The organism is Amycolatopsis jiangsuensis, from assembly GCF_014204865.1.
Lineage (GTDB): Bacteria > Actinomycetota > Actinomycetes > Mycobacteriales > Pseudonocardiaceae > Amycolatopsis > Amycolatopsis jiangsuensis.
On the sequence record NZ_JACHMG010000001.1, the window covers coordinates 4,459,095 to 4,480,260 of the forward strand.

The 21,166-nt window shown below is 70.2% G+C and carries 20 protein-coding genes and 1 tRNA gene; 13 read left to right on the forward strand and 8 right to left on the reverse strand.

The window, feature by feature from the left end:
- The first annotated feature begins 2 nt into the window (after positions 1-2).
- From BJY18_RS19805 to BJY18_RS19815, 3 genes are read left to right on the forward strand one after another with little or no spacing between them, the layout of a single operon-like run.
- Positions 3-515: a hypothetical protein gene (locus BJY18_RS19805; protein ID WP_184781381.1), complete on the forward strand. Its 513-nt coding sequence runs from the start codon at positions 3-5 to the stop codon at positions 513-515.
- Positions 515-1,918 (forward strand): replication initiator, encoded by a 1,404-nt coding sequence (locus BJY18_RS19810; RefSeq protein WP_246458928.1) that lies wholly within the window; start codon positions 515-517, stop codon positions 1,916-1,918. Before BJY18_RS19805 ends, BJY18_RS19810 begins: the two co-directional genes overlap by 1 nt.
- Complete coding sequence (locus tag BJY18_RS19815; protein ID WP_184781382.1) at positions 1,908-3,110, forward strand: tyrosine-type recombinase/integrase; 1,203 nt, start codon at positions 1,908-1,910, stop codon at positions 3,108-3,110. Before BJY18_RS19810 ends, BJY18_RS19815 begins: the two co-directional genes overlap by 11 nt.
- A gap of 31 nt (positions 3,111-3,141) precedes the next feature.
- Here BJY18_RS19815 and BJY18_RS19820 read toward each other — a convergent pair whose 3' ends face one another.
- Positions 3,142-3,633, reverse strand: a complete 492-nt coding sequence (locus tag BJY18_RS19820) for a YajQ family cyclic di-GMP-binding protein (protein ID WP_184781383.1) — start codon at positions 3,631-3,633, stop codon at positions 3,142-3,144.
- A 126-nt stretch (positions 3,634-3,759) separates the two neighbouring features.
- Between BJY18_RS19820 and BJY18_RS19825 the strand changes: the two genes are divergently transcribed.
- The 3 genes from BJY18_RS19825 (at position 3,760) to BJY18_RS37795 (ending at position 5,244) form a co-directional block, all read left to right on the forward strand.
- Positions 3,760-3,844: transfer RNA gene (locus BJY18_RS19825), tRNA-Tyr, on the forward strand.
- A gap of 93 nt (positions 3,845-3,937) precedes the next feature.
- Complete coding sequence (locus tag BJY18_RS19830; RefSeq protein WP_184781384.1) at positions 3,938-4,429, forward strand: VOC family protein; 492 nt, start codon at positions 3,938-3,940, stop codon at positions 4,427-4,429.
- A 20-nt stretch (positions 4,430-4,449) separates the two neighbouring features.
- Entirely contained in the window at positions 4,450-5,244 is a 795-nt protein-coding gene (locus BJY18_RS37795; protein ID WP_184781385.1) for a MerR family transcriptional regulator, read from the forward strand.
- Between the two features lie 7 nt (positions 5,245-5,251).
- Here the strand turns inward: BJY18_RS37795 and htpX are convergent, their stop codons facing one another.
- The gene (gene htpX, locus BJY18_RS19840; RefSeq protein ID WP_184781386.1) at positions 5,252-6,097 is read right to left on the reverse strand and encodes a zinc metalloprotease HtpX; all 846 of its coding nucleotides are present in this window, start codon (positions 6,095-6,097) and stop codon (positions 5,252-5,254) included.
- 145 nt (positions 6,098-6,242) lie between these two features.
- Here htpX and BJY18_RS19845 point away from each other — a divergent pair, with 145 nt between their 5' ends.
- Both BJY18_RS19845 and BJY18_RS19850 read left to right on the forward strand, forming a co-directional pair.
- Positions 6,243-7,211, forward strand: a complete 969-nt coding sequence (locus BJY18_RS19845; RefSeq protein WP_184781387.1) for a YncE family protein — start codon at positions 6,243-6,245, stop codon at positions 7,209-7,211.
- 39 nt (positions 7,212-7,250) lie between these two features.
- Entirely contained in the window at positions 7,251-8,126 is an 876-nt protein-coding gene (locus tag BJY18_RS19850; RefSeq protein ID WP_184781388.1) for an LLM class F420-dependent oxidoreductase, read from the forward strand.
- 138 nt (positions 8,127-8,264) lie between these two features.
- Here BJY18_RS19850 and BJY18_RS19855 read toward each other — a convergent pair whose 3' ends face one another.
- The 3 genes from BJY18_RS19855 to ddaH form a co-directional block, all read right to left on the reverse strand.
- Entirely contained in the window at positions 8,265-8,948 is a 684-nt protein-coding gene (locus BJY18_RS19855) for a glycoside hydrolase family 75 protein (protein WP_184781389.1), read from the reverse strand.
- 187 nt (positions 8,949-9,135) lie between these two features.
- Positions 9,136-9,783 carry a polysaccharide deacetylase family protein gene (locus tag BJY18_RS19860; RefSeq protein ID WP_184781390.1) on the reverse strand — a complete coding sequence of 216 codons (648 nt, stop codon included), beginning with the start codon at positions 9,781-9,783 and terminating at the stop codon, positions 9,136-9,138.
- 101 nt (positions 9,784-9,884) lie between these two features.
- On the reverse strand, positions 9,885-10,733 hold the full coding sequence (gene ddaH, locus BJY18_RS19865; RefSeq protein ID WP_376774697.1) for a dimethylargininase: 849 nt from the start codon (positions 10,731-10,733) through the stop codon (positions 9,885-9,887).
- 74 nt (positions 10,734-10,807) lie between these two features.
- Here ddaH and BJY18_RS19870 point away from each other — a divergent pair, with 74 nt between their 5' ends.
- The 4 genes from BJY18_RS19870 to BJY18_RS19885 all read left to right on the forward strand — a co-directional run bounded on the left by BJY18_RS19870 (position 10,808) and on the right by BJY18_RS19885 (position 15,339).
- Positions 10,808-11,251 carry an Lrp/AsnC family transcriptional regulator gene (locus tag BJY18_RS19870; RefSeq protein ID WP_184781391.1) on the forward strand — a complete coding sequence of 148 codons (444 nt, stop codon included), beginning with the start codon at positions 10,808-10,810 and terminating at the stop codon, positions 11,249-11,251.
- 17 nt (positions 11,252-11,268) lie between these two features.
- Positions 11,269-12,030, forward strand: a complete 762-nt coding sequence (locus BJY18_RS19875) for an enoyl-CoA hydratase (protein ID WP_184781392.1) — start codon at positions 11,269-11,271, stop codon at positions 12,028-12,030.
- A gap of 322 nt (positions 12,031-12,352) precedes the next feature.
- Positions 12,353-14,278, forward strand: a complete 1,926-nt coding sequence (locus tag BJY18_RS19880) for a 2-oxoacid:acceptor oxidoreductase subunit alpha (RefSeq protein ID WP_184781393.1) — start codon at positions 12,353-12,355, stop codon at positions 14,276-14,278.
- Positions 14,275-15,339, forward strand: coding sequence for a 2-oxoacid:ferredoxin oxidoreductase subunit beta (locus BJY18_RS19885; RefSeq protein WP_184781394.1), 1,065 nt, complete (start codon positions 14,275-14,277; stop codon positions 15,337-15,339). The genes BJY18_RS19880 and BJY18_RS19885 overlap by 4 nt, the downstream gene beginning before the upstream one ends.
- A 323-nt stretch (positions 15,340-15,662) precedes the next feature.
- Here the strand turns inward: BJY18_RS19885 and BJY18_RS38070 are convergent, their stop codons facing one another.
- On the reverse strand, positions 15,663-17,483 hold the full coding sequence (locus BJY18_RS38070; protein WP_376774698.1) for a sunset domain-containing protein: 1,821 nt from the start codon (positions 17,481-17,483) through the stop codon (positions 15,663-15,665).
- Between the two features lie 11 nt (positions 17,484-17,494).
- On the reverse strand, positions 17,495-18,532 hold the full coding sequence (locus tag BJY18_RS19895; RefSeq protein ID WP_312874112.1) for a polyprenyl synthetase family protein: 1,038 nt from the start codon (positions 18,530-18,532) through the stop codon (positions 17,495-17,497).
- Between the two features lie 260 nt (positions 18,533-18,792).
- Between BJY18_RS19895 and BJY18_RS36375 the strand changes: the two genes are divergently transcribed.
- Positions 18,793-19,524, forward strand: a complete 732-nt coding sequence (locus BJY18_RS36375) for a hypothetical protein (RefSeq protein WP_221457841.1) — start codon at positions 18,793-18,795, stop codon at positions 19,522-19,524.
- A 72-nt stretch (positions 19,525-19,596) separates the two neighbouring features.
- On the opposite strand, the gene nuoN is transcribed toward BJY18_RS36375, so the two are convergent.
- A complete protein-coding gene (gene nuoN, locus BJY18_RS19905) occupies positions 19,597-21,165 on the reverse strand; it encodes an NADH-quinone oxidoreductase subunit NuoN (protein WP_184784728.1) in 1,569 nt (522 codons plus the stop codon).
- Position 21,166 lies beyond the last annotated feature (1 nt).

Sequence of the window (21,166 nt, forward strand, 5' to 3'; positions counted from 1 at the left end):
CCATGACCACCATGCAGCTCGGTGACGTGCTCACCTTCGACTGCTCCCGCTGCGGGCAGCCGCACATCCAGGCTCCCGTGATCGCGTGGGCGCCGTGCTGGTCGTGCTCTGGAATGGGCACGCTCACGCCCGGGTCCGGCATTGCCTGCCGCACCTGCCGTGGCGAGGGCCGGTTCGGCTCGTACTCCGACATGGTCGTGGCCCAGCAGGAACGCCACTGCGCCCAGGTCCGTCGCCTGCCTGGCGAGCGGTTCCGCCTGTCTGATGTGGACTCGGAGACCGGCCGCCGTTTCTGCGAGGTACGGTTCGCCGACCTCCCCGAGCTGGTCCAGGACCTGGTCCTGAGCATGGGCGTCTCGCCGGAGCGCTGGAACACCCTCGTGGAACGCGGGGAAGTCCTCGAAGTGCCCTGCTTGGACGGCGTCCACACCGTCGCTCGTCCGGTCGTGTGGGGTGACCGCCAAGCGTCGCGCGTCGGCTGGCCGGGTGCCGCTCGGGTGGGGGTGGCTGCCTGATGGTGGCTGCTCCGGCTGGCTTCGGCGAGATGGTGGCCGCGTTCTCGGAGTCCGGCACGCTGGACCCGGCCCTGGCGCACGTCCTCGCCCGCTCGAACTTCGACACCTGGGCCGGGAAGGTCAAGGCCGCTCGGGGTTGCGCGAAGCCGGTCCGGATGGCCGGGGGATCCACCGTGGTCGACTCCTCCGGCAAGGTCTTCGCCGAGCTGTCCGGCAGCGTGTTCGTCCCCTGCAAGAACCGGCGCGCGTCGGTGTGCGAGTCCTGCTCAGCCCACTACGCGCACGACACGTTCCACCTCATCCGCGCTGGCATGGCCGGGGGCAAGGGCGTCCCCGAGACCGTCACCGGTCACCTGCGCGTGCTGGCGACGCTGACCGCGCCGTCGTTCGGGAAAGTCCACTCGCGACCGTTCCGCAATGGACACGTGCGCCGCTGCTCCTGTGGCGAGCTGCACTCCCAGTACGACGACGTCCTCGGCACGCCCCTGGACCCCGAGACCTACGACTACGTCGGGTCGGTGCTGTGGCAGGCCCACGCCGGGGAGCTGTGGCGCCGCTTCACCATCGCCGTGGGCCGCAAACTCGCCCGCGCCCTCGGCATCCGCCCGGCTGAGCTGCGCGAGGTCATGCGCCTGTCCTACGCCAAAGTCGCCGAGTACCAGCGCCGCGGGCTCATCCACTTCCACGCCGTCGTGCGCGTCGATGGCCCCGAGGGACCGGACGGACCGCCCCCGCCGGCCGCCGTGACCGACGACCTCCTGACCGCCGTCATCCAGGCCGCCGCTGCGTCCGTCATCGTGCGCACCCCCGAGTCCCCCGCTGTGGGCGTGGTCAAGCTGTCCTGGGGTGAGCAGGTCGACGTGGAGCCCATCGCGGCGTCGGAGGGCACCTCGGAGGACTCGGACGGTGGCTGGCACGACCGGCGCGTCGCGGGCTACGTCGCCAAGTACGCCACCAAGGGCACCCGCCTTACCGAGGGCTCCGACTACCGCATCCGCTCGGCGGAGCACATCGAGCAGCTTCCGATCACCGAGCACCACAAGCAGCTCATGCGCACCGCCTGGCGGCTCGGCGGGCTGCCCGAGTACCGGGAGCTGAACCTCCGGAAGTGGGCGCACATGCTCGGGTTTCGGGGCCACTTCCTGACCAAGTCCCGCCGCTACTCCACGACGTTCGGGCAGATCCGCCGTACCCGGGCGGAGTACCGCCTCGATGAGCAGCGTGAGGCCCTGGGCATCGCCGACACCGAGGTCCTGACCGTCGTTAACGACTGGTCCATGACCGGCATCGGCTACCACAACGACGCGGAGCGACGGCTCGCTGCCGTGTTCGCCGAACTGCACCTCGCCCGGCGCAAGCTCGACGGTCAGGACGACGACGGCGGGGGACCGCATGGCCGTTGACGACCTCTGGTACCTGCGCAAACGCGACGCGGAGACCGGCGAAAGGCTGCGCGCGAAGCGCCATGGACGCGGTAAGCGCTGGCGTGTCCGCTGGGTCGACCCGGACACCGGCCAGGACCGTACCGAGCTGTTCGAGCGCCGCGCCGACGCCGACCGGCACGACGCGAACATGCACGCCGACATCTCGCGCGGGCAGTACGTCGATCCTCGAGCCGGTCGGCTGACGTTCCAGGAGTACGCGGACCAGTGGCGGCAGACGCTGCTGCACCGCCCGAGCACGGCTGAACGGACGGAGCGCGTCATCCGGCGGCACCTCGTGCCCGTGCTCGGTGGGCTGCCCATCGCGCAGATCCGGAGCTCGCACATTCGGGGCTGGGTAAAGGATCGAGCGACCAAGCTCGCTCCGAGCACGCTCACGGTCGTCTACTTCGGGACGCTCGTTCCGCTGTTCAACGCGGCCGTGGCCGACAAGCGCATCGGGACGTCTCCGTGCGTCGGCATTCGGCTGCCGGAGATCGAGGACGCCCAGTACTACATCGCGCGCCCCGAAGAGGTCCACGCACTCCACAACGCGCTGCCGGAGCGGTACCGGCCGATCGTCTACCTGGCGGCTGGCTGCGGCTGGCGTGGTGGCGAGATCTTCGGCCTGGAGCGGGACGCGATCGACTTCGACGCGATGGAGGTCGAGGTCCGCCATCAGCTCACCGTGGTGTCCGGCCGCACGCCCTACCTCGCGCCGCCGAAGACCAAGACCAGCCGCCGCGCGAACGAGCTGCCGACGCTGGTCGCGAACTCCCTACGCGGCCACCTGGAGACCTTCCGGACGCTGCCGGAGGAAATCGACGACGAGACCGACCCCCGCCGGCCGATCCGGCGGCCCGCCAACCTCGTGTTCACGCGGGGCGACGGCCGCCCGATCCACCGGGCCGACTGGTCGTACATCTGGCGTCCGGCTGTGAAGGCCGCTGGCCTGCCGGAGGGCTTCGGCCTGCGTGACCTCCGGCACTACTTCGCCACGGTGCTGATCTTCGGCGGAGCGAACGTCAAGACCGTTCAGCTCGCGATGGGCCACACCACGCCCACGGTGACGCTCAACACCTACGTCGGCTACTGGCCGGACGCGGTGGACCAGACGCGGACGCTCGTGGACTCCGCGCTCGGTTGTACCGGGGTTGTACCCACGGGCACCTGAAACCAGATACCCGCAGGTCAGAGCCCATCGCTCACCGGTAGTTGGTGAACTGGAGCGCGATCTCGAAGTCCTCGCCCTTCAGCAGGGCGATCACGTCCTGGAGCTGGTCCTTCTTCTTGCCCGAGACCCGCAGCTGGTCGCCCTGGATCTGGGCCTGCACGCCCTTCGGGCCCTCGTCGCGGATGAACTTCGCGATCTGCTTGGCCTTGTCCGAGGCGATGCCCTGCAGGATCTTGCCGTTGATCTTGTAGATCTTGCCGGAGACGGCGGGCTCGCCTGCTTCGAAGGCCTTCAGCGAGATGTTCCGCTTGATCAGCTTCTCCTTGAAGACCTCGACGGCGGCCAGCGCGCGTTCCTCGGTCTCCGACTCGATCGCGATGGCTTCCTCACCGGCCCAGCTGACCCCGGTCCCGGTCCCGCGGAAGTCGAACCGCGTGCCCAGCTCCTTGGCCGCCTGGTTCAGCGCGTTGTCCACCTCCTGGCGGTCGACCTTGCTCACCACGTCGAAAGAGGGATCCGCCACGTGTCCTCACACCTCGTACTCGCTCGTCAGGGGCCACCAGCCTAGCCCCTGCACACCACCGGGCATCCCGGTTGACCCCGGCCCGCGGCCGTTGGGTATCCTTTCCCCGGCCGGTCACCCGGTCAAGGCAGGTTACCCAAGCGGCCAAAGGGATCTGACTGTAAATCAGACGGCTCAGCCTTCGGGGGTTCGAATCCCTCACCTGCCACCAGCAAGCCCCCGCGGCCCTCGGTCACGGGGGTTTCGTCGTCTCTTGGCCCGATGGCTTGACCCTGACCCTGCGGGAGGCCGCAGGCTCACTGCCATGACCGAATTTCGCAGCCCCGTCCCGGTGCCCGCCTTTGATGCGGTTTCTCCGGGGAACTACGACGGCATTTACGGCATGCCGATGTTTCTGACCGTACCGACCGCCGATCTGGCCGCTTCCCGGGAGTTCTGGCTTCGCGGGCTCGGGTTCAGCGACCTGTTCAGCATTCCGGGCCGGCTGGTCCACTTGCGGCGCTGGGCGTTTCAGGACGTGCTGCTCGAGCCCGGAGAGCGCAGCGCGGGAGCCGGGGCGCCGCGCATCAACTTCTCCTGCGTGCTCGGTGAACTGGGCGAAATCCGTGAGCGGTGTGAGGAGCTGCTGCCGGGCTGCACGGACGGGCCGCACGAGCGGCCGTGGAACTCGCTCGACCTGATCGTGGTGACGCCGGAGGGCACGCGGGTCGTGCTGACCGCCGCTCAGCCGATCGACCCGGACAGCGTGGTCGCCGACCGGCTGCGGGCGGTGGGCATCGAAGTGCCGCGCCCGTGAACGCGGGCGACACTGGAGCGGTGACGGAACAGGACGGCCTCACCGTCGGCCGGGTGGCGACCCTCGTCGGGGTGAGTGTGAAAGCGCTGCACCACTGGGACGCCATCGGCCTGGTCCGGCCCAGCGCTCGGACGCCGGCCGGGTACCGGGTGTACTCGGCCGGCGACGTCGCGCGCATCCACCGGGTGCTGGTCTACCGCGAGCTGGGCTTCCCACTCGCGGAGATCGGCCGTCTCCTGGACGATCCGGCCACCGACGAACGCGCCCACCTCCGACGGCAGCGCGCCGAGCTGGCCGACCGCATCACCCGGCTGCAGCACATGGCGTCCGCGGTGGAGCGGATGCTGGCGGCCACCCGAGGCGGCATTCAGATCACGCCGGAGGAACAGGTCGAGATCTTCGGTTCCGGCTGGGATCCGGACTGGGCACGCCAGGCCGAACAGCGGTGGGGCGACACGAAGCAGTGGGCGCAGTACGAGGAGCGGACCGCGGGGAAGACGGCCGACGACTGGCGGCGCGTCTCCGACGAGCACGACACCCTGAACGCCGACCTGGCCGCCGCCAAACAGGCCGGGACCGCGCCCGGCTCGGCCGAGGCCAACGAGCTGGCCGAGCGGCACCGCACGGAACTGTCCCAGTACTTCGACTGCACGCACGCGATGCAGGTGTGCCTCGGCCGCAAGTTCGCCACCGACCCGGGGTTCTCGTCGTACTACGACGGTCTGACGCCCGGGCTTTCCGGCTGGCTGCGCGACGTGATCTTCGCCAACGCCGAGGCGCACGGGGTCGACCCGGACACCGCGACCTGGGAGTGACCCGGGCTCAGCGGCCGGCCATCTCCTCCAGCCTGCGGATGCGGTCCTCGATCGGCGGATGGGTGGAGAACAGCTTGGTGAGGCCGGCACCAGGACGGAACGGGTTCGCGATCATCAGGTGCGACTGCGACACCACCGCCGGTTCGGGCGCGAGCGGCGCGGCCCGGGTGCCGCGCTCCAGCTTCCGCAGCGCGGACGCCAGCGCGAGCGGATCGCCGGTCAGCTCGGCGCCCGAGGCGTCGGCCTGGTACTCCCGCGAGCGGCTCACCGCCATTTTGACCACACCGGCCGCGATCGGCCCCAACAGCACCAGCAACAGCGACGTGAACGGGTTGCCCTCCCGGTCGTTGCCGCCGAAGAAGAAGGCGAGGTTGGCCAGCACGCTGACCACACTGGCCAGCGCACCGGCCACGCACGAAATCAGGATGTCGCGGTTGTACACGTGGGAGAGCTCGTGCCCGAGCACCGCGCGCAGCTCCCGCTCGTCGAGCAGCTCGAGGATGCCGGTGGTGCAGCACACCGCGGCGTGCTGCGGGTTGCGCCCGGTGGCGAACGCGTTGGGCGCCGCGGTCGGGCTGAGGTATAGCGCGGGCATCGGCTGCCGCGCGGTCGTGGCCAGCTCGCGCACGATCCGGTACATCGCGGGCTGTTCGACCTCCGAAACCGGCCGCGCGTGCATCGCCCGCAGCGCCAGTTTCTCGGAGTTGAAGTAGGCGAAGGCGTTCATGCCCAGCGCCAGCAGCAGGCCGATGAGCAACGCCCCGCGCCCGAACAGCCCGCTGATCGCGATGATGATCGCTGACAGCAGACCGAGCAGCAACGCCGTCTTCAGTCCGTTGTGGTGCCTGTGCACGCGGCTCGCCTCCGTCCGCTCTTCACCGTGGTTACTCACCGGAAACAACGCGATCGGGGGATCCGAAGTTCCTTCACATGATCCTCGCCCGGGTTAGGGTCGGGCGGCAATCCGAACCGACCGGCCACCGGGGCAGGAGGATGCGATGCGCGGTCCGCGGTTTCCGAGACGAGGTCTGTTCGCGCTGGTCGCGGCGGGTGCCGCCGGGTTCGTCGCGGCCCCGGCCAGAGGTGCCGAGCGGGTCGGTGTGCTCCAGGTCGGGGGGTCGCCGTCGGCGCTCGCGGTGAATCCGGTCACCGGCCTGGTGTACGCCGCCGACGCGAGCGCCGGCTCGATCGCGGTGCTCGACCCGCAGGCCGGGCAGGTCGTGGCCACGCTCACCGTCGGGGGCGCGCCGAGCGGCCTCGCCGTGGACGCGAACGCCAACCGGATCTACGTCGCCAACCCGCCAGGGGGCACCGTGCTGGCTCTCGACGGGGCGACCCACCGCACGCTGAGCGTGGTCGGCGCCGGGGCCGGGGCGTCGTCGGTGGCGGTGGATCCCGGCGCACAGGCGGTGTACGCGGTCAGTGCGGACACCGGCACGTTCGCGGTCGTCGACACGGTCAGCCTGACCCAGCGGAAGCTGGTGCCGGCTCCGAAACCCGGGCTGGCCGGTATCGCCGTCGACCCCGGGCGCCGGCGGGCCTACTGCACCAGCCCGGACACCGATTCCGTGGAGATCTACGACCTCGACGCCGGGAAGTTCACCGGCAGCGTCGCGGTCGGCGCCTCCCCCATCGGGGTGGTTGTGCACGAGCGGAGCGGGAAGGTGTTCGTGGCCAACTCGGCGATCCACCACCTGTCCATTGTCGACGGCGTGACCAGGACCCAGACGAAGACCGTGCTGCTGGGCAGCGAAGCTTCCTCGGTCGCCGTGCACCAGGACACCGATACGGTCTACACCAACGGCGGCCAGAACGGTCTGTCCAAAGTGGATGGACAGCGTGAGACGCTGAGCGGCGAGCTGGGCCTCGGCGTGAACCCCGGCGAAGTGGCCGTGGACCAGCGCACGGGCGCGGTGTACGTGAGCGATCCCCTGCACGGAACGGTCACCGTCGTGCGCGATTTCTGATCGCGCGGCCGGGGTTACTCCAGGTATACCGTCGAATACATGAAACTTGGACTGCAGATCCCGGACTTCACGTGGGCCGGCGGAGCGGGCAGTCTCGGCGCGGATCTCGCCGCGGTCGCGCGGACGGCCGACGAGGCCGGGTTCGAGTACCTCGCCGTGATGGACCACTTCTTCCAGATCCCGCAGGTCGGCCCGGTCGAGCACGACATGCTCGAGGCGTACACCACGCTCGGCTACCTGGCCGCGCACACCGAGCGCGCCAAGCTGCTCACCGTGATCACCGGGGTGCTCTACCGGCATCCCGGCCTGCTCGCGAAGGCCATCACCACCCTCGACGTGCTCTCCGGCGGCCGCGCGGTCCTCGGCATCGGGGCCGGCTGGAACGAGGAGGAATCCCGCGGCCTCGGCTTCCCCTTCCCGCCCACCGCCGAACGGTTCGAACTGCTGGAGGAGAACCTCCAGTATGTGCTGCAGATGTGGGGCGAGGGCGAGGAATCCTTCACCAGCAAGCATTTCCGGGCTGAGCGCCTGATGAACGTCCCGCAGGCCCGGCAGCGCCCGCACCCGCCGATCATGGTCGGCGGCAGCGGTGAGAAGAAGACCCTGCGGTTCGTCGCGAAGTACGGCGACGCGTGCAACATCTTCAACAGCCCGGAGCTGGAACACAAACTCGACGTGCTGAAGCGCCACTGCGACACCGAGGGCCGCGACTACGGCGAGATCACCAAGACCGTCTACCACATCCTGGACATCGGCCCGTCCGGCGAGAAGGCCGACGACCTCAAACGTGAGCTGGAACGGCTGCACGGACTCGGGGTGGACGCCGCGATCGGTGCCCTGCCCGGAGTTCCGGACCTGCGCCTGATCGAAAAGATGGGCACCGACGTCATCCCGGCGGCGGAGGCGCTGTCCTGAGGGACCGGTCGCCACGTTTCCCAGCAGGCTCACCGGGATCAGCCTGATCCGGTACGGCACCGTGTACTCGGCCGCCGCTGAGTGGGCCGCTGAAGGGGCCGCCCCGCCGGTGAGACGGCGAGGCGGCCCCGCACCGGTTCAGCCGTTCACGAACTGGGTGGCCAGGTCCTCGCCGGTGCTGGTCGCCGCGGCGTGGTCCTCGATGGGGTTCACCTCGGAGTCCTTGAAGCAGATGTAGGTGACGCCGGAGTCGGTGCCGCCGTTCGACGGGTCCGGATTGATGCCCAGGTCGTTCGCGGTGGCGTAGGAGGCCTCGCCGATGATCTCGTCCGGTCCGGTGTCCCCGATGACCGCGTACTCGACCTTTCCGTTGTAGATCACCGCGCAGGAGCCGCCGCCGTGCAGGTTCGCCGACTGGTAGTCCCAGATGTCACTCGAGCTGGGCACCACGATGTAGGGCAGTTCCGCCGCGTTGAGCGGCTGCCCGTCGGACTGGTGGAACGCGGTGTCCGGCTGGAAGCAGCAGTCGGTGTCCTCATTGCACTGGGACGTCCGCTGTCCGTCGCAGTCGATGTCCAGATCCGCCTTCCAGAACACCGCGGAGCCGCCGTCGCACACCGCCACCCCGGCGTCGGCGGCGTCCTCGTCGGTCTTGTACTTGCCGTTCGAGATCTGGTCGCAGCCGGTCGTTTTGGCCAGCAGCTGCTCGGCACTGGGCCCGGCGGCCGGACGACTCCCCGACGGGGTCGCGGCCGAGGCGAGCGCAGCGGGCAGAACCGCGGCGGCGAGCGCCATGATCGCGAGCAGGATCAGTTTCCGCATGATGCTCCCTGTCCATTAGGAAACGTTCTTTACGATGCGGCGTGCGCAACAGGGTGCTCCGCGGACGGTAAGGCGGCTACCGCCGAAAGGTGGGTGTTTTTCTCACCGGACAGGCCGGAGTTTCGGACGACGCGAGCGACAGGCGCGCGAGCGGCGAAGGCAGCGCGCGACTCCCGCGACCGCAGGCTTACCGGAAGCGCAGCAGTCCCGCGCCGCCGGATGTCCTGTGCCATCGGCGAAGGCCGGCTCGGCGCACGGCGTTCTCGACCCATCCGGCGTCGAGATCCGACCGGACTTCGACGCGGGGCCGCAGCCAGGCACCCGGACGGGAGCGGCCGCCAGTGGAGTAGACGCGCGTCGCCCCGGCCTCACGCAGGTGGGTCAGCACGCGCCGGTCGTACGAGCCCGACGGCAGCGAGTAGCGCTGCACCGGCGCACCGCTCAGCTCCTCCAGCAGCCGGGGCGCGGCGTCCAGCTCGCGCCGTACCGTGAACGTCCGGTCGAGATGACGCCAGCCGTGCCGGTCCCAGCCGTGCGAACCGACGTGCATCCCCGCCCGCACGAGCCGGCGCAGGTCCTCGCGCCCGACGTACCCGCGTTCGCCGACCCGGCCGGCCAGCGGGAAGAACTCCGCGTGCAGCCCCCGGTCGACCAGCCGGGGCAGGGCGATCTCCACGTCGGAGACGTTGCCGTCGTCGAAGGTGAGGTGCGCGCCGGCGCCGGCGACCACGTCGAGCAGCGAGTCGAACTGCTCGACGGTGAGCCACCGTTCGTCCTCGCCGGGGTCGAGGGCGCGGCGAGGCCGTCCGATGCCGTGCACTGCGAAGGTGACCATGCGCACCTCTCCGCCCGCCGGAAGCCGTGTAAGGGATTAATCATGCTACCCGATTAATCCCGTTGGCAACCGGGGTGAGGCCGACCGGGCCGTACGGAGAGCTACTTGCGGATCTCCATCGTGCAGCACTTCGGCCCGCCGCCGGCCTTGCGCAGTTCGGAAACGTCCAGGTAGACCGGCTCGTAGCCGCACCGGCTCAGCGTCTCCCCCAGCCCCGTGCGCCGCGCCTCCAACGGCAACACCACGTTGCGACCGTCCGACACCCCGTTCAGGCCGAAGCACTCGGCGTCGGCCGAGGTGGCGACAACGGCGTCGGGGAACAGCCGGCGCAGCACCTGCTGCGAGCCCGGCGAGAACGCCTCCGGGTAGTAGGCGACCTGCGCAGGCGCCGCGTCGGTCGCCTCGGTGAGTACGAACAGCGCGGTGTCCAGGTGGTAGTACCGCGGATCGACCAGCCGCAGCGACACCACCGGGACGCCCAGCACCTCCTGCGCCTCCGCGTGCGCGGCGGGATCCGTGCGGAAGCCGGTGCCGGCCAGCAGCACCCGGCCGGTCCACGCGAAATCGCCCTCGGCCTCGTTGATCTTCTCCGGCATGGTGAGGTCGCGGTAACCGTGCTCGGTGAACCAGCGGCGGAAGTGCTCGGCCTCAGCGGCGCGCTGCGGCGCCCGGAACCGCGCACCCAGCACCCGCCCGTCCACGACAGTGCCCGAGTTCGCCGCGAAGACCATGTCCGGCAGCCCCGGCTGCGGTTCGATCTCCTCGACGGTGTGGCCGAGGCGGCGGTAGGTGTCCCGAAGCTCGGTCCACTGCGCGAGGGCGACCTTCGCGCTGACCGGCTGGCTGGGGTCCATCCAGGGGTTGATCGCGTAGTCCACCGCGAAGAACCGCGGCGGGCACATCAGGTAACGGCGGGGGGTGGGCACCCGCGGCACGGCCTGTCCCTGCATGAGTCAAGCGTAAGGTCGGTCTGAACTCGCAATCAATCGCTGTTCACTGCGTGCATACCTGCTAAACATTGCGTGTGAACAGTATCGACCAGCGAATCGTTTCCTGCCTGGTGGCCAACGCGCGGTCCAGCTACGCGGAGATCGGCAAGGTCGTCGGACTGTCCGCCCCCGCGGTGAAACGCCGGGTCGACCGGCTGCTCGAAACGGGGGTGCTGCGGGGGTTCACCGCGGTGGTCGACCCGGAGGCACTGGGCTGGGGCACCGAGGCGTTCGTCGAGGTGCACTGCCAGGGCAACGTGACCCCGGCCCGGATCCGGGCGCGGCTCGACCCGCTGCCCGAGGTCGTGGCCGCCTACACGGTGTCCGGCGCGGCAGACGCGATCGTGCACCTGCGCGCGGCCGACATCCACCACCTCGAAACCGCGCTGGAACGGCTGCGCGGCCTGGAGATCATCGACCGGACCGTGTCCACCGTCGTGCTGTCGCGGTTGCTGGAACGGCCGCCGAGCCCCTCGTGAGTGGGATGCTCGGGCACATGACCGACCGCATCCACAGCGAGCACGACCACGGCGTCGCGCTGCTCACCGTCGACGCCCCGAAGAGCCGCAACGCGCTGACCCTCGACCTGTCCGCGGAGCTGGCCGCCGCGGTGGCTCGCGCCGAGGCCGACGAAGACGTGCACGCGGTGATCGTCACCGGCGCCCCGCCCGCGTTCTGCGCGGGTGCGGACCTCAGCGCGCTCGGCGACGCGGATGCCACGGGGCTTCGTTCCGTCTACGCGGGATTCCTCGCCGTCGCCGGGTGCAGCCTGCCCACGATCGCCGCGGTCGGCGGGGCAGCGGTCGGGGCGGGGCTGAACCTCGCGCTCGCCGCCGACGTGCGCCTCGCCGGGCCGCGCGCGAAGTTCATCGCCCGGTTCCTGGAACTGGGGTTGCATCCCGGCGGCGGGATGACCTGGATGACACAGCGCCTGCTCGGGCCGCAGCAAGCCGCCGCGATGACGTTGTTCGGCGAGGTGCTCGACGCCGAGGCCGCCGTCCGCGCCGGGCTGGCGCTGCGCGTCGTCGAGGGCGAGCACGACGCGCTGATCACCGCGGCCCGTGCGCTGGCCGAGCCCGCGGTGGCCGCGCCGCGCGAGGTTCTCGTGTCCACGAAGCGGACGATGCGGCTGACCAGCGACCTCGCCGAACACCCCGCGGCCGTCGACGCGGAGCTCGCACCGCAACTGGAATCCCTGGCCGCACCGGCGTTCGCGGAACGGCTGGCGGCGATGAAGGCGCGGATCACCCGGCGCTGACCACGATCACCAGCGCGGCGTCCACAGAGTGGGAACAGTGAAGTTCGAGCGAGCTTTGACTTCTGATCTGGACCATTGGTGGGAGACGCGCGTCACGCCTGCCCGGGCCGTCCGCGCCACTACCATCGAACGCAGCTGTGCCGGTCGTGGCCAGGCAGGGAAGTACTGGCTCCCGGCTACCCCACACTTCGGCAGCGCGGAGGTGCTCGGCGAGTAGCCTCGGAAGCAGGCCCGGTACCGCCGCCGACGTCGGTGGTGGGGGCGGGCGTCCCGGGGAACGGCCCGGGCCGCAGCACGTCGGGAGAGAGGGATTCCCTGACCCATGAGCACGACGAACGGCAGCGAGACCGGTAACGGGCACGCAGCGCTGACCGCGACCAGGGCCACCGAAGTGAGCAAGCTGGACCGGGTCGTCATCCGGTTCGCCGGTGACTCGGGCGACGGCATGCAGCTGACCGGTGACCGGTTCACCTCCGAGGCCGCCGCCTTCGGCAACGACCTGTCGACGATGCCGAACTTCCCGGCCGAGATCCGCGCCCCGCAGGGCACGATCCCCGGGGTGTCGTCGTTTCAGGTGCACTTCGCCGACTACGACATCCTCACGCCCGGCGACCGGCCCGACGTGCTGGTGGCGATGAACCCCGCCGCCCTCAAGGCGAACCTGGGCGACGTCCCGCGCGGCGGCACGATCATCCTGAACACCGACGAGTTCAGCAAGCGCAACCTGGTCAAGGTCGGCTACGACAGCGACCCGACCGGCGACGACACGCTGTCCGCCTTCCAGGTGCACCGGGTCGCCATGTCGACGTTGACCCAGGGCGCGCTCGCGGACACCGGGCTGGGCAAGAAGGACGCCGAGCGCTGCAAGAACATGTTCGCGCTCGGGCTGCTGTCCTGGATGTACCACCGGCCCACCGAGGGCACCGAGCGGTTCCTGAAGGAGAAGTTCGCCAGGAAGCCGGACATCGCCGAGGCCAACATCCTGGCCTTCCGCGCGGGCTGGAACTACGGCGAGACCACCGAATCGTTCGTGACGACCTTCGAGGTCGCGCCGGCCAAGCTGGCGCAGGGCACCTATCGGCAGATCACCGGCAACACCGCGCTGGCCTACGGGCTCGTGGCCGCCGGACAGCAGTCCGGCCTGCAGATCCTGCTCGGCACCTACCCGATCACCCCGGCCTCGGACGTGCTGCACGAGCTGTCCAAGCACAAGAACTTCGGCATCATCACCTTCCAGGCCGAGGACGAGATCGCCGGGATCGGGGCCGCGCTCGGCGCCTCCTACGGCGGGGCGCTCGGCGTCACCTCCACGTCCGGACCGGGTGTCGCGCTCAAGTCCGAGGCGATCGGCCTCGGCGTGATGACCGAACTGCCGCTCGTGGTCGTCGACGTGCAGCGCGGCGGTCCGTCCACCGGGCTGCCCACCAAGACCGAACAGGCCGACCTGCTGCAGGCGATGTTCGGCCGCAACGGCGAATCCCCGGTACCGGTCGTCGCGCCGTGCTCGCCCGCGGACTGCTTCGACGCGGCGCTCGAGGCGACCCGGATCGCGCTGCAGTACCGCACGCCGGTGCTGCTGCTGTCCGACGGCGCGATCGCCAACGGGTCCGAGCCGTGGCTGATCCCGGACGTGGCGGACCTGCCCGACCTGCGCGTGGAGTTCGCCTCCGCGCCCAACGCCACCGACGATTCCGGCGAGTTCTGGCCCTACGTCCGCGATCCGGAGACGCTGGCGCGGGAATGGGCGGTGCCGGGCACCGCCGGGCTGCAGCACCGCATCGGCGGACTGGAGAAGCAGGACGGCAAGGGCAGCATCTCCTACGACCCGGACAACCACGACCACATGGTGCGGCTGCGTCAGGCCAAGGTCGACGGCGTGACCGTGCCGGACGTGGTGGTGGACGACCCGTCCGGCGAGGCACGAGTGCTCGCGCTCGGCTGGGGTTCCTCCTACGGTCCGATCGGCGCGGCCTGCCGGCGGGTGCGGAAGATGGGCATGCCGATCGCGCAGGCGCACCTGCGCCATCTCAACCCGCTGCCGAAGAACCTCGGCGCACTGCTTCGCCACTACGACAAGGTCGTGGTGCCGGAGATGAACCTCGGCCAGCTCGCCCTGCTGCTGCGGGCCGAGTACCTGGTGGACATCCATTCGCACTCGAAGGTCGCCGGCCTGCCGTTCAAGGCCGAGGAGCTGCAGAACGTGTTCGCCGACCTCATCACCAACCTCGTCCCGGAGGGCGTCAAGTGACCGCCATCGATCTCGGGCTGCCGCAGCTGGGCGGCCTGGACCTGGTTCCTGCCACCGACGAACCGCAGAAGGCCAAGGACTACAAGTCCGACCAGGAAGTGCGCTGGTGCCCCGGCTGCGGCGACTACGTGGTGCTCAACGCCGTCCAGTCGTTCCTGCCGAGCCTCGGGCTCAAGCGCGAGAACATCGTGTTCATCTCGGGCATCGGCTGCTCGTCGCGGTTCCCGTACTACCTCGACACCTACGGCATGCACTCGATCCACGGCCGCGCGCCGTCGATCGCGACCGGGCTGGCCACCACCCGTCCGGACCTGTCGGTGTGGGTGGTGACCGGCGACGGCGACGCGCTCTCCATCGGCGGCAACCACCTGATCCACGCGCTGCGCCGCAACGTCAACATCAAGATCCTGCTGTTCAACAACCGGATCTACGGGTTGACCAAGGGCCAGTACTCGCCGACCTCGGAACCGGGCAAGGTCACCAAGTCGACCCCGATGGGGTCGGTGGACACCCCGTTCAACCCGTTGTCGCTCGCGATCGGCGCCGAGGCCTCGTTCGTGGGCCGGGCGATGGACTCCGACCGCAAGGGCCTCACCGAGGTGCTCGAAGCGGCCGCGAAGCACCGTGGTTCGGCACTCGTCGAGATCTACCAGAACTGCCCGATCTTCAACGACGGCGCGTTCGAAGTGCTGAAGGACAAGGACGAGGCGGCCCAGCGGCTGATCCCGCTGCACGCGGGCGAGCCCATCCGGTTCGGCGCCGAGGGCGAGTACGGCGTGCGCCGCAGTGACTGGGGCGGGCTCGAGGTCGGCAAGGTCGCCGAGATCGGCGAGCAGAACCTGGTCTTGCACGATCCGGCGATCGCCGACACGAGTTACGCCTTCGCGCTGTCCCGCCTCGGCGACCAGAACCTGAACCACGTGCCCACCGGCATCCTGCGCCAGATCGACCGACCCACCTACGACGACGGCGCCCGCGCCCAGGTCGAGCAGGCCCGCGAAGCACACCGGCCCGACCTGCAGGGACTGTTGCGGGGCAAGGACACCTGGACCGTGGTCTGACAGTTTCTTTCGCCTGAGCCGCACGGAGGCCGCCACCCCCTCGGGGATGGCGGCCTCCGTTCGTCGGTGGGTGGACGGCCGTCGTCAGTGGACAGCTGACCGTCCTCAATGGACGGAGGGTTGTCTTCTCGGACGGGCGGGCGGGCGGCCGTCGTGGGCAGACAGCTGCCCGGTCGTCGTCGCGGGCCGTCGGTGTCGTCGCGGGGAGATGGCTGACCGTCGTCGTTGCGGGCCCCGCCGGTCGTCGTTCGCAGACGGCTGCCGGTCGTCGTCGCGGGCCGCCGGTTGTCGTTCGCAGACGGCTGACCGGCGCTGGTGGACGGTCAGTGCAGTGGGCGGAACCCGACGCGCTCGGCGTCCGCGGCGCTGCGGAACCAGACCTCCGCGACCATCCGCGGGAACTGCGGTGATTCCTCGGTGCAGTACCGCAATGCGGTCACGCTGGCCTTCACCGTGTACCCCTCGGCCGGGCGGCCACCGCCGGGCCGGGGCATCGCCGATCCGGGCCCGAACGGTCCCGGAGGCACCGCTTCCTCACCGCTGCCCCGCGCGGGCGGCGGCTCCGGTGCGGACTGGTTGGGCTGCACGGACGGTTCGAACAAAGACCCGCTCTGCGTACCGGACAGCTCCGGTCCCCGCCGCTCGATCGGACGCATCGACGGCTGGATCGGCCGCGGCGGGTCGAACCCGCCACGCGGCGCGTCCCGCGGCTGACGCTTGGGCAGGAGCTGAGTACCGTCGGCGGAGTCCACAATGGACTCCGAGCCGGCCTGTCCGGGGCTGTTCCCGGCCGACTCGAAAGCGGACTCGCCACCGCGATCGGCAGAGTCCGAGGCGGACTCGCCGACAAGCCCCGACGCGGACTCGCCACCGGCCTCGGTCGGCACGAAGCCCTGCTCACGACCGCCGCCAGCATCCGTCGATGCGAAGCCCTGCTCGCGAACCTCAGCGGCATCCGGCGGGACGAAGCCCTGTTCATGACCGCTGCCGGCGGGGTTCAGGTGGTCGGTCTCCGCGGGTTCGGCGAGGTGGCCGTCCGCGGGCTCCTCGAACGGGGAGCGTTCCGGAAGGTCCGGGCGGCGGAACCAATCCGGCTCCGCTTCCGGTTCCTGGTGCGGGGTGGGCTCGAACAACGAGACCGGCTCGTCCGGAGCGGACGGTCCGCCGTCGAAACCGACCGGCGACGGTTCCAGCCGACGCTCCAAAGCAGACGGCTCCGGCGCACGGTGGTACCCGCTGCCGTACTCGTCCGCCGATGGCGTATCGGCCACGCGGTGGTACCCGCTGCCGGACTCCGCCGGATTCAGGTAGTCGGTGGCCGCGGCCCGGTAATCGGGATCGTGCCCGGCGCGCTGGGCGAACGACTCCGAAGTGGACTCGGCCCCCGCCTCCTCCTCCGCGAACCGCCCGGAAACTGCGCTGTGCCCGGAATCGGCCGATGCCGGAACACCCGGCTCCGAACCGGAAACACCAATCTCCGAAGCGGACTGATCGACACCCGGGAAACCGGGAAGCCCAGCGTCCACTCCGGACTCCTCGGCTCCATCCAGGCCCGAGTACACAGTGGTCCGCCCGTCACCATAGTTGGAGTCCACAGTGGACTCCTCGACGTGCGGATCGCCTACGGTGCTCCGGCCGTTGCCCGAAAAGCCCGGATCACCGTGCCCGGGGTCGCCGGTGGGTCCGTCGAGGGCGGCGAGGCTGGGCGTCACCGTCGTGCGCTCGGCGTCCGGGTAACCGTGCTCCGGGCGGGCGAAAGCCTCGTCCGCATCGTCGAAGGCAGTCGATTCGAAAGCGGATCCAGGAGTGGCGGGTTCGGCAACAACCTGTTCCGGGGCCGTGCGGTACTCGGCCTCGTACTCCGACTCAGGATCGAAGCCGCGGCCGGCGGGCTGAGCCTGCTCCCCGCGGGGCTCCTCACGGGTCCAAGCCGACGTCTCGTCACCGACCGGGGACAGCAGCGCGGTTCGGGAGGCACCGGCGTTCGCCGGGGTGCGGGCGGCGTCGGCGTGCGCCGTCGCGAGCCGCTCCTCCAGCTCCTGGACCCGTCTGCGCATCGGCCGGGCCAGCACCAGCCAGGAAATGAGCGCACCGACGACGAAGGCCAGCAGGCTCCAGAGCCACACCTGCCCGAAAATGGACATTTTCCGCCCCTTTAGAACGTACGCGCGACCATGTAGTCGGCGACCGACTCGCAAGCGTCACGCGCGGGGGAAGCGGGCAGCGCGGCGAGCTCTCCACGTGCTCGGGAAGCGTAGTCGGAAAGAGTGACGCGCGCGCGTTCGAGGCCGCTCGAACGGCGCAGCAGCCCGAGCGCCTCCTCGACGAGGGCGTCTTCGGTGATCGGGCCGGACAGCAGGTCACTCAGCCGCGGATCGGTGCCCGGATCGGCCAGCGCGTACAGCATCGGCAGCGTGCGAACGCCTTCCCGCAGGTCGGTGCCCTGCGCCTTGCCCAGTTCGACCGAGGGCGAGGCGATGTCGATGATGTCGTCCGAGATCTGGAACGCGGTGCCGACGATGTCACCGAATCGGCGCAGCGCCTGCACGTGCTCCTCGTCCGCGCCGGACATCATGCCGCCGAACCGGCCGGCGGTGGCGATCAGCGAACCGGTCTTCTGCCCGATCACGGTGAGGTAGTGCTCGACCGGGTCGTCGCCCGCGCCGGGGCCGACGGTCTCCCGCATCTGCCCGGTCACCAGCTCGCCGAACGTCTCGGCGATGATCCGCGCGGCGTCCGTGCCGAGGTCGGCGACGAGCCGGGAGGCGTGCGCGAAGAGGAAGTCGCCGGTGAGGATCGCGACGGTGTTGTCCCAGCGCGCGTTCACGCTCTCCGCGCCGCGGCGCATGGTCGCCTCGTCCATCACGTCGTCGTGGTACAGCGTCGCCAGGTGCACCAGCTCGACCGCGGCGGCCGCGATGCGGACCTGCTCACCCTGCTTGGGCCCGAACTGCGCGGACAGCAGCGTGAAGAGCGGACGAAAACGTTTGCCCCCCGCTTCGACCAGGTGCAACGCCGCGTCGTGCACGGCCGGCACGTCGCTCTTCACGACGTCACGCAGCAGCACCTCGACCTCGGCGAGGTCACCCGCGATGGACCGGAGCAGCTGCTCGTCCTCGATCGGCAGGCCGACGGTCGCGCGCAGGTCCTCGACAGCGCCATCCCGGGCCGGCCCCGGAGGTGGTGAAGACACAGACACGTCGGCTCCGCTCTCTTTGTGGCTCGTTCGTGCGCCGCTCGGGTTTACGCCCTTCAGGGTAGTGGTTACCCTGCGCGCTCTGTTTACCCGCTGTCCAGCGGAAACGGTGACGAACGCGACATCCGCCCGCGCGGCCACGAACGGGTTGATCCGCGGTCTCGGACGAGTGGTCGCCGCCGGCCGGCGCAACGGGCGAATCGGGCTTGCGGATAGTCACGGGAGGGAGTCGAGCCGCAACAAGGAGGACAGGCGAAATGCCGAAGACGACGATCACCCGAGCCGGCCTGGTGGGTGCGCTGCTGATGGCGAGCGGAGTGCTCGCGGGGACGGGCTCGGCCGAGGCGATCGAAACGGCTGACGGACCCAGCCAATCCACCGGCACAGCCCACGCGGCCGGCCAGCCCGCCGGGACCGTGGCCAGCCCGGCCGGCGTGGCTGACGTCGGCGAGGCCGGCTTCACCAAGGGGGCTGCCACCGTCTCCGTCCCGCCGGTCGCGCCGTGTGCCGTCGAGGGGCCGGAAAGCGGGTCGTCCGGGGCCGTCTCGCAGGCGGGGATCACCTTCGGTGGTGGCACCTCCTCCTGCACCACCGAGGTCACCGATCCGGCCGACGACGTCACCGCGACCACGTCGACCGCCACCGGGAAGAACTTCGAACTCGCCGCGCTCGTCAGTGCGGGCGGACGGCGGATCAAGCTCGGCTCCTACACCGTCACCTGCAAGGGCGTGCAGGGCCAGACGAGCGCGAACTGGACGTTCAACGGGCTGTCCGGCATCACCGACCTGCCCTCGCCGATGCCGGTGAACTACGCGAAGCCGCTCACCAAGGCCGACGGCACGCTGCTCGCCACCGCGAACTTCAACGTGCAGGCGCTCCCCGGCGACGGCGGCATCGACCTGACCATGCTGCGCATCGACTTCGCCCCTGGCTCCGGCGCCACCGGCTCGGTTTCGGTGGGCCACACGGCCTGCGCGCCGACCCCGTGAAAGCGGTGAAGGCCCGCGTCAGGGAAGCCAGTTCCCGGACGCGGGCCTTCACGAACCCGACGGCAAGAGGAATTACGAGGCGAATCCGCCGGAGGCTGCCCAGTTCAGCGCGAACGCGGGCACGATGCCGAGCACCAGGGTCACCACCACGCCGAGCGTGATGGCCGCGGTGGTGAAGCCACCCGGCACGGTGACCGTCGGGCCGTCCGCGGCCGGTTCGGAGAAGTACATCAGCACGATCACCCGCAGGTAGAAGAACGCGGCCACCGCGCTGAACACCAGCGCGACCACCACCAGCGGGGCCATCCCGTCCGACAGCGCGGCGGAAAACACCACGAACTTGCCCACGAACCCGCTCGTCAACGGGATCCCGGCCAGTGCCAGCAACAGGAACGTGAACACCCCCGCCAGCACCGGCGACCGTTTCGCCAGCCCGGCCCACGCGGACAGGTGGGTGGCCTCCCCGGTGGAATCGCGGACCAGGCTGATCACGCCGAACGCGGCGAGCGTGGTGAACCCGTAGGCCAGCAGGTAGAACAGCGTGCTGGACAGGCCGTCCTCGGTCATCGCGATGGCACCGACGAGCAGGAAGCCCGCGTGCGCGATCGAGGAGTAGGCGATCATCCGCTTCACGTCGGTCTGGGTGAGGCCGAGGATCGCGCCGATCACCATCGAGATGATCGCCACCGCCCACAGCACCCCGCGCCATTCCCAGCTGGTCGAGGAGAACGCGACCGAGAGCACCCGCAGGATCCCGCCGAACGCGGCCACCTTCGTGCAAGCCGCCATGAAGCCGGTGACCGGCGTCGGCGCACCCTGGTAGACGTCCGGGGTCCAGGTGTGGAACGGCCCCACCGAACCCTTGAACAGCAAGCCCACCACGAGCAGTCCGAGCCCGGCGAACAACAGCGTGTCCGACCGGTCCGAACCGGCCGCGGCGTGCGCGATGTCGGCGAGCTTGACCGAGTTCGCGTAGCCGTAGAGCAGCGCCAGCCCGTAGAGGAAGAACGCCGAGGAGAACGCGCCCAGCAGGAAGTACTTCACCGCCGACTCCTGCGAGATGAGCCGGCGCCGCCGCGCGAGACCGCACATCAGGTACAGCGGCAGGCTCAGCACCTCGAGGGCGATGAACATGGTGAGCAGGTCGTTGGCCGCGCAGAAGGCCATCATGCCGCCGAGCGCGAACAACGTCAGCGGGAAGACCTCGGTCTGCGACGCCGTGGTGGCACCGGCCTGCGCGCGGTCCCGCGCGGTGCCGGGACTGATCGCCGCCTGCGCCACGAACGCACCGCCCGGCTCGACCTTGCGGTCCGCGATGAGGAACAACGCGCCGAGGGCCAGCAGCAGCAGCGTGCCCCACAGGAACAACGACGGCCCGTCCACCGAGATCGCCCCGGAGAACGTGGTGGTGCCCGCCTGCGGTGCCGAGCCGCTGGCGTAGGTGATCAGCGAAACCCCGGCGGCCACGATCGCGATGACCGAGATCGCGACCTGGATCCCCCACCGCGTCGCCTTGGGCGCGAACGCTTCCACCAGGACACCCACACATGCGATGCCGAAGACGATCAGCATCGGCAGCACGGCCGCGTAATCGACCGCGGGCGCCTGCACCGCCGCGGTGGGCGCCTGCGCGAGGAACATG

Coding starts and splice junctions, on each gene's coding strand:
- BJY18_RS38070 (WP_376774698.1), bottom strand. CDS start 17,483: ATGTCCATTTTCGGGCAGGTGTGGCTCTGGAGCCTGCTGGCCTTCGTC.
- BJY18_RS19860 (WP_184781390.1), bottom strand. CDS start 9,783: ATGGTCACCTTCGCAGTGCACGGCATCGGACGGCCTCGCCGCGCCCTC.
- BJY18_RS36375 (WP_221457841.1), top strand. CDS start 18,793: ATGCCGAAGACGACGATCACCCGAGCCGGCCTGGTGGGTGCGCTGCTG.
- BJY18_RS19810 (WP_246458928.1), top strand. CDS start 515: ATGGTGGCTGCTCCGGCTGGCTTCGGCGAGATGGTGGCCGCGTTCTCG.
- BJY18_RS19830 (WP_184781384.1), top strand. CDS start 3,938: ATGACCGAATTTCGCAGCCCCGTCCCGGTGCCCGCCTTTGATGCGGTT.
- BJY18_RS19815 (WP_184781382.1), top strand. CDS start 1,908: ATGGCCGTTGACGACCTCTGGTACCTGCGCAAACGCGACGCGGAGACC.
- BJY18_RS19875 (WP_184781392.1), top strand. CDS start 11,269: ATGACCGACCGCATCCACAGCGAGCACGACCACGGCGTCGCGCTGCTC.
- BJY18_RS19845 (WP_184781387.1), top strand. CDS start 6,243: ATGCGCGGTCCGCGGTTTCCGAGACGAGGTCTGTTCGCGCTGGTCGCG.
- ddaH (WP_376774697.1), bottom strand. CDS start 10,733: ATGCAGGGACAGGCCGTGCCGCGGGTGCCCACCCCCCGCCGTTACCTG.
- BJY18_RS19880 (WP_184781393.1), top strand. CDS start 12,353: ATGAGCACGACGAACGGCAGCGAGACCGGTAACGGGCACGCAGCGCTG.
- nuoN (WP_184784728.1), bottom strand. CDS start 21,165: ATGTTCCTCGCGCAGGCGCCCACCGCGGCGGTGCAGGCGCCCGCGGTC.
- BJY18_RS19855 (WP_184781389.1), bottom strand. CDS start 8,948: ATGCGGAAACTGATCCTGCTCGCGATCATGGCGCTCGCCGCCGCGGTT.
- BJY18_RS19805 (WP_184781381.1), top strand. CDS start 3: ATGACCACCATGCAGCTCGGTGACGTGCTCACCTTCGACTGCTCCCGC.
- BJY18_RS19850 (WP_184781388.1), top strand. CDS start 7,251: ATGAAACTTGGACTGCAGATCCCGGACTTCACGTGGGCCGGCGGAGCG.